This is a genomic window from Rudaea sp., assembly GCF_047601565.1.
Taxonomy (GTDB): Bacteria; Pseudomonadota; Gammaproteobacteria; order Xanthomonadales; family Rhodanobacteraceae; genus Rudaea.
Genome location: NZ_JASGIY010000001.1, coordinates 2,395,673 through 2,407,525, shown reverse-complemented (window position 1 = coordinate 2,407,525; position 11,853 = coordinate 2,395,673). Strand labels below are relative to the sequence as shown.

Annotated in this window: 13 protein-coding genes; 2 read left to right on the top strand and 11 right to left on the bottom strand. The window is 65.0% G+C overall.

Annotated elements, in window-relative coordinates:
- Positions 1 to 106: 106 nt before the first annotated feature.
- The 9 genes from QM741_RS10465 to QM741_RS10425 form a co-directional block, all read right to left on the bottom strand.
- Complete coding sequence (locus QM741_RS10465; RefSeq protein ID WP_415207645.1) at positions 107 to 2,365, bottom strand: TonB-dependent receptor; 2,259 nt, start codon at positions 2,363 to 2,365, stop codon at positions 107 to 109.
- 338 nt (positions 2,366 to 2,703) lie between these two features.
- On the bottom strand, positions 2,704 to 3,924 hold the full coding sequence (locus QM741_RS10460; RefSeq protein ID WP_415207644.1) for an aminotransferase class V-fold PLP-dependent enzyme: 1,221 nt from the start codon (positions 3,922 to 3,924) through the stop codon (positions 2,704 to 2,706).
- A gap of 74 nt (positions 3,925 to 3,998) precedes the next feature.
- Positions 3,999 to 5,177 carry a Fe-S cluster assembly protein SufD gene (gene sufD, locus QM741_RS10455; RefSeq protein WP_415207643.1) on the bottom strand — a complete coding sequence of 393 codons (1,179 nt, stop codon included), beginning with the start codon at positions 5,175 to 5,177 and terminating at the stop codon, positions 3,999 to 4,001.
- The gene (sufC, locus tag QM741_RS10450) at positions 5,177 to 5,938 is read right to left on the bottom strand and encodes a Fe-S cluster assembly ATPase SufC (RefSeq protein ID WP_415207642.1); all 762 of its coding nucleotides are present in this window, start codon (positions 5,936 to 5,938) and stop codon (positions 5,177 to 5,179) included. Before sufC ends, sufD begins: the two co-directional genes overlap by 1 nt.
- Position 5,939: 1 nt before the next feature.
- Entirely contained in the window at positions 5,940 to 6,224 is a 285-nt protein-coding gene (locus QM741_RS10445; protein ID WP_415207641.1) for a hypothetical protein, read from the bottom strand.
- A gap of 28 nt (positions 6,225 to 6,252) precedes the next feature.
- Positions 6,253 to 6,390: a hypothetical protein gene (locus QM741_RS10440; RefSeq protein ID WP_415207640.1), complete on the bottom strand. Its 138-nt coding sequence runs from the start codon at positions 6,388 to 6,390 to the stop codon at positions 6,253 to 6,255.
- Positions 6,391 to 6,534: 144 nt separating this feature from the next.
- Complete coding sequence (locus tag QM741_RS10435) at positions 6,535 to 7,041, bottom strand: GNAT family N-acetyltransferase (protein WP_415207639.1); 507 nt, start codon at positions 7,039 to 7,041, stop codon at positions 6,535 to 6,537.
- Positions 7,042 to 7,044: 3 nt separating this feature from the next.
- The gene (gene sufB / locus QM741_RS10430) at positions 7,045 to 8,514 is read right to left on the bottom strand and encodes a Fe-S cluster assembly protein SufB (protein WP_415209109.1); all 1,470 of its coding nucleotides are present in this window, start codon (positions 8,512 to 8,514) and stop codon (positions 7,045 to 7,047) included.
- A 38-nt stretch (positions 8,515 to 8,552) separates the two neighbouring features.
- Entirely contained in the window at positions 8,553 to 9,008 is a 456-nt protein-coding gene (locus tag QM741_RS10425) for an SUF system Fe-S cluster assembly regulator (RefSeq protein ID WP_415207638.1), read from the bottom strand.
- 247 nt (positions 9,009 to 9,255) lie between these two features.
- Here QM741_RS10425 and QM741_RS10420 point away from each other — a divergent pair, with 247 nt between their 5' ends.
- A complete protein-coding gene (locus QM741_RS10420) occupies positions 9,256 to 9,486 on the top strand; it encodes a hypothetical protein (protein ID WP_415207637.1) in 231 nt (76 codons plus the stop codon).
- Positions 9,486 to 9,920: a TA system VapC family ribonuclease toxin gene (locus QM741_RS10415; RefSeq protein ID WP_415207636.1), complete on the top strand. Its 435-nt coding sequence runs from the start codon at positions 9,486 to 9,488 to the stop codon at positions 9,918 to 9,920. The genes QM741_RS10420 and QM741_RS10415 overlap by 1 nt, the downstream gene beginning before the upstream one ends.
- 84 nt (positions 9,921 to 10,004) lie before the next feature.
- Here QM741_RS10415 and QM741_RS10410 read toward each other — a convergent pair whose 3' ends face one another.
- Both QM741_RS10410 and QM741_RS10405 read right to left on the bottom strand, forming a co-directional pair.
- Positions 10,005 to 11,579: a PepSY-associated TM helix domain-containing protein gene (locus tag QM741_RS10410; RefSeq protein WP_415207635.1), complete on the bottom strand. Its 1,575-nt coding sequence runs from the start codon at positions 11,577 to 11,579 to the stop codon at positions 10,005 to 10,007.
- Positions 11,576 to 11,848, bottom strand: a complete 273-nt coding sequence (locus QM741_RS10405; protein ID WP_415209108.1) for a hypothetical protein — start codon at positions 11,846 to 11,848, stop codon at positions 11,576 to 11,578. Before QM741_RS10405 ends, QM741_RS10410 begins: the two co-directional genes overlap by 4 nt.
- Between the last annotated feature and the right edge of the window lie 5 nt (positions 11,849 to 11,853).

Below are 11,853 nucleotides of genomic sequence, written 5' to 3'. Positions count from 1 at the left end.
CTGACACGGACATCGGCGATCCTCGATCCCGGAGACATCGGCGCATTGCGCCGGCCTCGGTCCGGATCGCCGCCCGCCCTGCCGTCCGTAGCGCGTGGGGCAAGGACTAGAATTTCATCGATATGTCGAAGAACACGCCGCGTCCTGGCAATCCCCAATACAGATCGTCGCCGCTCACCGACTGGTTTCCGGCCCAGCCGGTGATCTTGTGCACGTTGAAGATGTTGTTGATGTCGACGCTCGCGGAGAACCCCTTGGTCCCGAACGGTCCATGCTCGGTACGATAGCCGAACGCGAAATCCGTGCTCAAGTACGAGGGAATCTTCGCGCCGTTGAGGAACACGGTGTCACCGTTCGCGTCGGTCGTATTGTCGTAACCATACTGCGAATTGACGAATTTGGTCATCAGCGAGCCGTAGAATCCCTGGAAGCCGCTGTACAACAGGCCCAGCGCCGAGGTCAGCGTCGGCGCCGCCGCCACCCGCACGCTGGTGTTCTTGTAGGTCGCCTTGTTGTAGCTCGCGTTGGCGTACAGGCTGAAGGTGTTGGTCAGCGCATAGGTGGCTTCCACCTCGAGTCCCTTGTAGATGGCACCGCCGGCATTGACGTAAGTGTTCTGGTTGCCGACATCGGTGGCAACCTGGGTCTCGGTGATGAAGTTGGAGAAATCGATGTAGTAGACGTCGGCGCCGAAGGTGAATTTCTTCGAGGCATAGTTGGTGCCCAGCTGATAATTCATCGTCGTTTCCGGCGACAGCGACTCGTTGCCGTTGGTTTCGATCACCGCAATCGGCGGCGCCAGGAAGCCTTTCGCCGCCTGGGCGTAAGCCGCCCATTCGTCGCTGAATTGCTCGTGCGCGGTGATCGAGGGCAGCACGTCGCTGTAGGTCGATTGCGCGTATAGCGGCGCGGGCGGGGTGGACTTGTTGAGCGGCGCGTCGATGATGCGCGTCACTTCCGAATAGCGCACGCCGGGGCTCACGGTCAAGGTATTCGTCACCTTCCAGTCGTACTGCACGTAAGGCTGGAACGTGTCCGTGCGGTCATTGATCTGATATGAATACTGGTAACCGTACTTGCTCCAGGTCATCTCGCCCGTGGTCAGATCCTTCGGAATCTGGTAGCGCCCGTCGAGATTGCGCTCCAGCCATACGCCGGCCTGCAATTCGCCCGGGCCGAGATCGTGCCCCAATCGCAACACGTCGCCGAACGCGCGGAAACCGGCGTCTGCCGTGTTGCCGGCCACATCGCCCGGTGCCGTGCTGACTTTCTTGCCGGCGGAATTGTAGAACGTCACGCCGACGTGGGTCGGATCGATGTCGGTCGCGTCCTTGGCCTTGTTCGACCAGTGGTCGAACGTGTTGTAGTAGACCTTGTTGTCGACGCTCCAGTCGGCCAGCGTGGTCTTCAGGCCGAGATAGGTGAAGCTCGAATAGTAGGCGGCGTTGTTGTAGCCCCAGTAATTCTGCACGCTCGGATCGTTGCCGAGACCGAAGCGCCAGCCGTAAGTGGCGATCTCGTCCAGGCTCACGCCCTGCACGGTGTTCTGATGCTCGCGGTTATATCCGGTCACGAACGTGAGCGAGGTGTCGTCGCTGAATTCGGTGACTGTCTTGAGGAAGATGTGCTCGCGCTTGTCGTTCGTGCCTTTCAGGTACGTGTCGCTCGCTTCTTTCGAGATGTCGGCGAACAATTTCGTCTTGTCGCTGAGGTTCTCGTCGATATTCGCGCCGACCGCCCAGGTGTTCCAGACGCCGCCGGTGATGTAGGCCGTCACGCCCGGATCGTCGCTGGGATTGCGCGAACGCAGCCCGATCGTGCCGCCGAACGTCGCGTTGCCCAAGGTCGAGGCGCTGCCCGGTCCGCGATCGATTTCGGCTTGGCCCAGAACGTGATTGGTGAAGTAGGCCGACGTCGTATGGTGCAGGTCCGAGGCGTCGCCGAACGGAATCCCGTCGAAGGTGATGTTGAACTGGCCGTCCTGGAAGCCGCGGATGCTCATTCCCTCGTTCTTGCCCATGCCCGGGCCTTCGGGGGAGGTCGTGGTCACGCTCGGCGCGTACTTGATGATGTCGTCGAAATTGGCGTTGAAGCGCAGGCCATCGCGGATGAAACGTTCGTCGATCACCGAGGTCGGCTGGGTGGCCTGCAGCGGCGCCGCGCTCGGTGCCAGCGTATCCACCGTGTTTGCGGAAACCGTGATTTCGCCCAGTTGCGCGCTCTTCTTCTGGTCGGCACCGGCCACCGCGCCGGCCTGAGCGGCGGAGACGCCGCCGGCGGTGTCCTGCGCAGACGCGTTGGCTGAAGCCAGGCCCAGGCTGGCGATGACGCAAAGCGCCAGCGTGTTTCTACGAAGATACTGCATGTTGATCCCTCCCGAGGATGTCGACGGCTGATGGCGATGGAATCCGCCTGTTATGAAACGCGCCATAGCATACGAACAAAATTTCCAATTTGCAATATTTTAGAATTTATATTCTCAAAATGGCCGCCGAACGACTGCAAAAGACCCGGCGGCAACCGCGCATCGGCACCGCGTCCGCCATGATCCGAACCCCCATGGGAGACATGCCATGAAACGCCCCATACTCTTCAGGACATGGCGAGAGCGCGAGCGACACGAAAACGAATCGAGCGGCGTTCAAGCTGCCCAATGCGATTGAAAAATTCTTTTGTCCCGCTTCGCCTGCGCCGGCGTGAAAATTACGCCAGCAGCCTGCGCACCTTGGCGATCGCCGCGACGAACGCATCGATCTCCTCGCGCGTGTTGTAGAACGCGAGCGAGGCGCGCGCCGTCGCCGGCACGCCGTAGAACTGCATCAGCGGATGCGCGCAATGGTGGCCCGAGCGCACGGCGACGCCTTCGTGGTCGAGCAGCGTCGCGAGGTCGTGCGCGTGCACGCCGTCGATCAGGAACGAGAACACCGCGGCCTTCTCCTTCGCCTCGCCGAACAGACGCAGACCCGGCACCGACTTGAGCGCAGCGGTCATATGAGCGGCGAGTTCGCGCTCGATCGCGCCGATCGTGTCGAGGCCGACGCGGTTCACGTAGTCGATCGCCGCGCCGAGGCCGACGAAGCCGGCGATGTTCGGCGTGCCGGCCTCGAACTTGTGCGGCGCGTCGGCGAACGTCGTGCCGTCGAAGCCGACCGTGCGGATCATCTCGCCGCCACCGAAGAACGGCGGCATCTCCGCGAGCAGTTCCTTGCGCGCCCAGAGCACGCCGGTGCCGGTCGGGCCGTACAGCTTGTGTCCGGTCAGCGCGTAGAAATCGCAGCCTAGCGCCTGCACGTCGACGGTCAGGTGCGGCGCGGCCTGCGAGCCGTCGACGAGCAGCGGAATGCCGCGCGAACGGCAAGCCTTCGCCAACTCGCGCACCGGATTGATCGTGCCGAGTACGTTCGACACGTGGGTCACGCCGGCGAGTTTTACGCGCGGAGTGAGGCGCGCGACGAATTCCTCGACGATCAGCTCGCCGCCCTGCGTGATCGGCGCGGCGACCACCTTCGCGCCCGTGCGCGCCGCGACGAGCTGCCACGGCACGATGTTGGCGTGGTGTTCCATCGTCGTGACGAGGATCTCGTCGCCGGGCTGCAGGCGCGGCAGCGCGAAGCCGTAGGCGACCGTGTTGATCGCCTGCGTCGTGCCGCTGGTGAAGATCACCTCGTCGCGCGAACCGGCATTGATGAAGCGCGCGAGCTTGTCGCGCGCACTCTCGTACGCCGACGTCGCCGCCTCGCCGAGCGCGTGCACCGCGCGCGCAACGTTGGCGTTCGTCTCGCGGTAGAAGCGGTCGACCGCATCGATCACCTCGACCGGCTTCTGTGCCGTATTGGCGTTGTCGAAGTAGATCAGCGGTTTGCCGTGCACCTCGCGCGAGAGGATCGGGAAGTCTTTACGGTAGATGTTCGAGTCGGTGTTCATGGTGGTTGCTTGTCATCCCGGCAGGGATTGCCGGGATCCAGACTGCACGGATGCCAATCTGGGAAATCGCAGTTCTATGCCTTCCCTGGAGTCTGGGTTCCGGCAGTCCCTGCCGGAACGACGGCTTCCGACGGCAGTGCCGCCTGCATGCGCTGCGCCAGTCGCTCGCGCAACCCGGCATCGGCGATACCGCTCAGCGCTTCCGCGCAGAACGCCGTCACCATCATGCGTCGCGCTTCGGCGAGCGGAATCCCGCGCGAGCGCAGGTAGAACAGCGCGCGCTCGTCGATCTGGCCGACCGTCGCGCCGTGCGCGGCCTTCACCTCGTCGGCATAGATTTCGAGCACGGGCTGCGTATCGATCTCGGCCTGCGGCGACAGCAGCAGGTTCTTGTTCGACAGTTTCGCATCGCTGCCGTCCGCGCCCGCAGCCACCGTGATCGCGCCGTGGAAAATCCCGCGCGCGCGCTGGTCGGCTACGCCGCGCCAGACGACGTCGCAGACCGTGTCGCGCGCCACGTGGCGTATGTCGAGCTGCGTGTCGGCATGCGCCCGCCCGCGCAGCACGAATACGCCACGCGATTCCAGCCGCGCCTGCTCGTCGGCGAGCTCGACCTGCATGTCCAGGCGCTGCATGCGGCCGCCGAGCAGCACATGCGTCGCGGCCAGCGCCGCTTGCGCACCGAGGCGCACGTCGAGCAGGCGATACAGCGAAACCGACTCGGGCAAATCGCACAGGCTCACGAGTTCCAGGCGTGCGCCGCCGCCGACATCGATGCGCCGGCGCACGGATCCGAGCACGCCGATACCGTCGACGCCGAGATGCTGCTCGATCATGCGTGCGAAGCCGTTGACGACGACCATCGACGTGTTCACCCGCCAACGGCTCGGCTGCGCCGACGGAACGCCGACATAGACGACATGCACCGGCTCGTCGACCTTGCCGTCGATGCGCACCGCGTAGGCGCCGCCGGTCTCGCCGACCGTCACCATCGCGCCGACGTCGGCGAAATCGGAATAACGCTCGGACACCGCGCCGTTGACGACGACGACGCGGCGGCCGCGCGTCTCTTGCCAGTCGAATTGCGCGCGCAGCGTCTCGGGCAATTCGGCCTGCGGGTCGGCGGCGGCGAACGCCTGCTGCGCCAGCGAGCGCAGCGCCATCCTGCTGTAGCGCCACGATTCCTCGCGCGCGCGCGCGTCGCCGCGGCCGAACTCCTCGAGCAGATCGGGCTTTTGCAAAACCGCCGCCATCACGCCGCTCCCGCAAGCTTGCGCTCGGCGATCCACGCGTAGCCGTGTTCCTCGAGCTTGTGCGCGAGGCCCGCGTCGCCCGATTCGACGATGCGCCCGTCGGCGAGCACGTGCACGACGTCGGGCACGATATAGTCGAGCAGGCGCTGATAGTGCGTCACGACGAGGAACGCGCGCTCGGGCGAACGCATCGCGTTGACGCCGTCGGCGACCATCTTGAGCGCATCGATGTCGAGGCCCGAATCGGTCTCGTCGAGAATCGCGAGCCTGGGTTCGAGCAGCGCCATCTGGAAGATCTCGTTGCGCTTCTTCTCGCCGCCCGAGAAGCCTTCGTTGACCGCGCGGTGCAGCAGTTCGTCCTTGAGGTGCAGCACGGCGAGCTTCTCGCGCACTTTCTTCAGGAACTGCATCGAGTCGAGCTCCGGCTCGCCGCGGTGCTTGCGCTGCGCATTGAGCGCGGCGCGCAGGAAATAGGTGTTGTTGACGCCGGGAATCTCGACCGGATACTGGAACGCGAGGAACACGCCTTCGGCCGCGCGTACCTCGGGTTCGAGTTCGAGCAGATTCCTGCCGTCGTAGACGACCGAACCCTGGGTGACCTCATAGCCTTCGCGCCCGGCCAGCACATTGCCGAGCGTCGACTTGCCCGCCCCGTTCGGCCCCATGATCGCGTGCACTTCGCCGGCTTTCACGTCGAGCGAGAGGCCCTTGAGGATTTCCTTGCCCGCGACGCGGACGTGGAGGTTTTCGATTTTCAGCATGTCACTTCTTTCGCTTCTCGAATTCTTCGATGTCGGCCATATCCTTGGGCCGTCCGCTCGCTCGTTTGTTGATGATCAAATCTTCGAGCGCAATCATGGGTACCACGATGCCATCCAGACTTTCGTAGGTACGCCGCGGGTAACATTCCGCAAACTCGCAACCGGAAATCCAGGTCAGCAGATCGATACGGTTCGGCACGCGACCGAGCATCAGCACCGCTTTCGGATTCAGCAAATCCTCGCGCGTGAACTCGCCCTCGAAACCGAATTCCGCGAGCGCCGCCAATGTTCTCTGCGCATTCGCCTCGCTGCGTTCAAGCCAGAAATCCAGAATCCTCGGTCATGCGCACAAAACCGAGCGTGTTCACGGCGGCGCCGCCCACCACCATGTACTTCACGTCATGGGCGTCTAACAACCGTACAAATTCTTTCAAGTCCTCGATCAGTTTCATAACGCTCCGTAATCACGCGCTGGCGCAGGGAAAGGAACAGGTGTGCACGCTGCGCATTGCTGAGATGGGCGTATTCATCGACCAGGCTCGGCTCTTCACCAATCCGGAATTTCCGAGCGACCCGTTCCAATTTTTCTGTTGCGTTCACGGCGCACCCCCGGTTACAGCCAACTTCTTCAACGCCTCGCCTTCGACCCGGCAACCGAGCCATTCCGGCGTCAGCTTCGCGCCAAGCGACTCGTAGAACTCGATCGACGGCTTGTTCCAGTCGAGCACGGACCACTGAAACCGCGCGAGTCCCTCGGCCACGCAGCGCTTCGCCAGATTCACGATCAGCGCCTTGCCGATACCGCGGCCGCGAAACTGCGGGCGCACGAACAGATCCTCGAGATAGATGCCGTGGCGGCCGCGGAACGTCGAGTAGTTGTAGAACCACAGCGAGAATCCGGCGACTTCGCCCTCCCACTCCGCGACTTCGGCAAACACGCGCGGATTCGCGCCGAACAGGTCGCGCGCGATATCGCGCTCCATCGCATCGACTTCGTGGCGCAGCTTTTCGTAATCCGCAAGTTCGCAGATCAGTGCGTGGATCACCGCCGTGTCGTCACGCCGCGCCGAGCGTATCGCGAGGCTTGTTCCCGGACCGTCCATCGCTCAACCCACCGCCCCTTCGAGCGACACTTCGAGCAGCTTCTTCGCCTCGACGGCGAATTCCATCGGCAGCTCCTTGAACACCTGCTTGCAGAAACCGTCGACGATCATCGACACCGCATCTTCCTCGCCGATGCCACGCGAACGGCAGTAGAAAAGCTGGTCGTCGGAAATCTTCGACGTGGTCGCCTCGTGCTCGACGATCGCGACGGGGTTCTTCACCTCGATGTACGGGAACGTGTGCGCGCCGCACTGTTTGCCGATCAGCAGCGAGTCGCACTGCGTATGGTTGCGCGCGCCCTCGGCGCCCTTCTCGACCTTGACCAGGCCACGATACGTGTTCTGCCCGCGCCCCGCGCTGATACCCTTGGAGACGATTTTGGATTTCGTATTGCGGCCGATGTGGATCATCTTCGTGCCGGTGTCGGCCTGCTGGCGGTGATGCGTCAGCGCGACCGAATTGAATTCGCCGACCGAATCGTCGCCGCGCAGCACGCAGCTCGGATACTTCCACGTGATCGCAGATCCCGTCTCGACCTGCGTCCACGAAATCTTCGAGCGCGCGCCGCGGCAGTCGCCGCGCTTGGTGACGAAGTTGTAGATGCCGCCGACGCCGTTCTCGTCGCCCGGATACCAGTTCTGCACGGTCGAATACTTGATGTTCGCATCGTCGAGCGCGACGAGTTCGACCACCGCCGCATGCAACTGGTTCTCGTCGCGCATCGGCGCGGTGCAGCCTTCGAGGTAGGACACGCTCGCGCGCTCCTCGGCGATCAGCAGTGTGCGCTCGAACTGGCCGGTGTCGCGCGCGTTGATGCGGAAGTACGTCGACAGTTCCATCGGGCAGCGCACGCCTTTCGGCACGAACACGAACGAACCGTCGGAGAACACCGCCGAGTTCAGCGCGGCGAAATAGTTGTCTCCCGGCGGCACGACGCTGCCGAGATATTTCCGCACGAGCTCGGGATGTTCGCGCACGGCCTCGCTGATCGAGCAGAAGATCACGCCGGCCTCGGCCAACTCCTTGCGGAACGTCGTGCCGACCGACACCGAGTCGAACACCGCATCGACCGCGACGCCGGCCAAACGCGCGCGCTCGTGCAGCGGCACGCCGAGCTTGTCGTAGGTTTCGAGCAGCTTGGGATCGACCTCGTCCAGCGACTTCGGCCGGTTCTTCGGCTGCGAGTAGTAGCTGATCGCCTGGAAATCGATAGCCTCGATGTCGAGCTTGGCCCAGTGCGGCTCGGTCATCGTCAGCCAGTGGCGATAGGCCTTGAGGCGCCATTCGGTCAGCCATTCGGGCTCGTGCTTGCGCGCGGAGATCGCGCGCACGACGTCCTCGCTCAAGCCCGGCGGCAGGCTTTCGCTTTCGATGTCGGTGACGAAGCCGGCGCTGTAGCGGCGGTTGAGCGCGGCCTCGACGGCCGCGTTGCCGGACGGTGCCTCGTCGCGCTGGCGGAATTCGTTTTCCATCTGGATGAGTTCGGTGGCCATCGGGCTGCCTTGGGGAATTACGCCGTCGCCAGTCGCAACGGAATCGTCGCGCGCCTCGGCGGCGGCGGCCGGCGCATGTCGGCGAGCGTCATCTGCTTGAGCGTCGTCTCGATCACGTCGCTGACGCGCCGCCAGTTGCCGCGCACGCCGCAGTGCGGCTCGTGCCCGCAGGCGCCCGCGTGGGCCGAGCATTCGGTCATGCCGAACGGCCCTTCCATCGCGGCGAGGATGTCGGCCAGGCTGATGCGCTCGGGCGCGCGCGCGAGGCGGTAGCCGCCGTTGACGCCGCGGAACGACTCGACCAGTTCCGCCTGGGCGAGCTGCTTGAGCAACTTCGACACCGTCGGCAGCTCCAGGTGCGCGCGCTCGGCCAGCGCCTGCGCGCTGAGCACGCCCGCGTCCGCGGCCTGCGCCTCGGCGAGCACGGTCATCACCACCGTCGCATAGTCGGTCAATTTGCTGACGCGGAGCATGGATCCGTCGGGTCCGGGATATCGGACTTAAATGGTACTATTTTAATCGTGCTCCAATCAAGACGCCTTGGGTCGGCTGTGCGTGGGTCGGGCTGCGTCTGTCGGCCGGCCCGGGACAGGGCCCGAATCCCTTTCTCGCTCGAAACTGCCTCTGTCCCGTCATTCCCGCGCCGGTCGAACCGGCGAAAAATTCGCGCCACGTGGCGGGCCGATTGACATTAAATATATGTAGATGTAATTTTGACTCATGATCCGAACTCAAGTCCAGTTGCCCGACGATCTGTACCAGGCCACCAAGCGCCTGGCGAGCGAGCAGGAAATGACCCTGGCCGAAGTGGTGCGGCGGGGCCTTGAACACATGCTGCGCATTTACCCGCCGCGCCCGGCGCAGGCCCCGTGGCAGCCGCCCGCGCCGCGCGCGCTCGGCGGGTTCCGTGCCGCCGCGGACGACTGGCGCGAACTGGCCAACGACGTCTGATGCTGTCCGTGGACACCAACCTTCTGCTTTACGCGATCAACCGCGATTGCGCGGAGCACGACGCAGCGGCGCGCTTCCTTGCCGAGTGCGCCGCGCGCGACGACGTGGCCATCTGCGAGCTGGTGCTGATCGAGCTGTACCAGTTGCTGCGCAATCCCGCCGTTCTTGCGCAACCGCTGGGCGCGGCGGACGCCGCGGCGCTGTGTCGGGATTTTCGCCGGAACCCGCGCTGGGCGCTGCTGGAAAACGCGCCGGTGATGGAGCGGGTGTGGACGCTGGCGGCGCAACCCGGCGTTGCGCGTCGCCGCCTGTTCGACGCGCGTCTCGCGCTGACCCTGCGCCATCACGGCGTCGACGAATTCGCCACGCGCAACCTCAAGGATTTCGCCGATTTCGGTTTCGTCCGCGTGTTCGATCCGATCACCGCGCCGTGACGGCCAACGGCCGCCAGCACGCGGGCGCGATCTCGACACGCACACGCCCCGGCAGCGGGGCGACGTGGCGCGGGCGCGGGTCGGTCAAGAAGCGACTCGCACAACCGCGACGCGCTCGGGGCGCAGCGCCCAGACGCTGTTCGGGTCGCCGTGGCATGCGCGCCGCAGCGTCGCGCGCGCCATGCGCGCGCAGGCGAGGGCGAGGACCAGCGCGACGGCATCGACGCAGAAACGATGCCAGTGTCCGCGCGCGAACGCCGCGAACAGGTGTTCGCCCGAGCCGATCCAGTCGGCGAACGGAATCGCGGCCGTGAGTCCGGCACACAGCCACAGCAGTTCGTGTCCGGCGCGCGCCGGCTGGCGCAGCGCGGCCCAGGCGAGGCTGGCGAAGAACACCGCGAAATAAATCCGCGGCGCCCACGCCGCCGGCAGCAGCGCGCCGGCAAGGAAGGTCGCCGACACGCCGGCGACGCAGCCCAGGCACACGCCGAGCGTCAGCGCCGCCATCACGCGCGTGCGCAGCGGCTGTTCGGGCTGCCGGCGCTTGCGCCGCGCCTCGATCCACAACAGATTGCCGCTGTAGAACAGGAACGCGCCGGCGAGACCGAGCGCGAAATACAGCCATTTCACCGCGACCTGGCCGAAGTCGCCGAAGTGCAGCGACTGCAATCCGCGCAGCATCGCCATGCCGGGCGTCATCGTCTTCGGTTCGACCACGGAAACGACCGCGCCGTTGCTCGCATCGAGCGCGACCGCGGCGAGCGTGTTGAGCCGCCGCTGCGCCAGCGTGCCGTACAACGTCGCGCGCGCGTTGGCGTCGCCGAAGTTGACGTAGGACACGCCTTCGACCTGCATCTGCGGCGAGGCTTCGTGGCCACGCGCAAGCAGTTCGCGCAACGGCAGCGACGGCTTGGCTGTCTTCGCCGCGGCGACCTGCGGCGCACCGTAGAAATCGTACTCGACGAGCTTGGTCAGCTTGCCCTCGTAGACCAGAGTCTCGAACGGCAGCAGCAGCACGAGGCCGAGCGTCAGCACCGCGCCGCTCCACGCGAACACGACGTGGAACGGCAGCGACAGCATGCCGATCACGTTGTGCGCGTCCTGCCACAGGCGCTTGATGTTGCTGCCGAGGCGCAGCGCGAACAGGTCCTTGAAGAAGCCCGGCGCATAGATCACCACGCCGCTGACCAGCGCCAGTCCGTACAGGATGCAGACCACGCCGAACAGATAGGTGCCGAAGGTCTTCGGCAAGCCGGCGGTGAAATGCAGGTCGTAGATGAAATCGACGAAGCCTTCGCGTTCGGGCAATTCGCGCAGCTCGCTCGAATCGGCGTCGGCGAACGCAAAGCGGCGCGATTTTCCGCTCGCCGACTCGAACCAATACGCCGACGGCTGCGGACCATGATCGCCGGGCAGCACGAGATAAAGGCTTTCGGCCGCTTGCGGGTGCTCGCGCAGCACCGTGTCGAGCAGAGCCTGCGAACGCGCGACCGAATCGGCCGGCTCGAGCGCGGCGGCGGCGCTGCGATTCCAGTCGCCGAGTTCGTGCGAGAACACGGTGATCGCGCCCGCATAGAACGCGATGAACAGCGCCATGCCGGCGAGGAGGCCGACCCAGGTGTGCAGCCAGAGGAACGCGCGCAGCGTCGCCGCCTTCATGCGGCCACTCCGATCCAGCCTATCGCCTTCAGGCCGTAGAGCAACGCGAAGCAGAGCAGCGTCGCGCCACCGAGCCACAACCATGCGCGCAGGCCGGTCCTGAACACGAAAGCGAGCGACATCGCGCCGATCCAGACCGGAAACGCCATCAGCACCCACGGCAACGCAGTGATCTCCTGCCGGCCCGGCCACGCCAGCGCGATCAGACCGACGAGGCCGACGGTCAGCGGTAGGCCGAGCAGCGCGGCGGCCCACGACTTGGCCTGCATGCCCG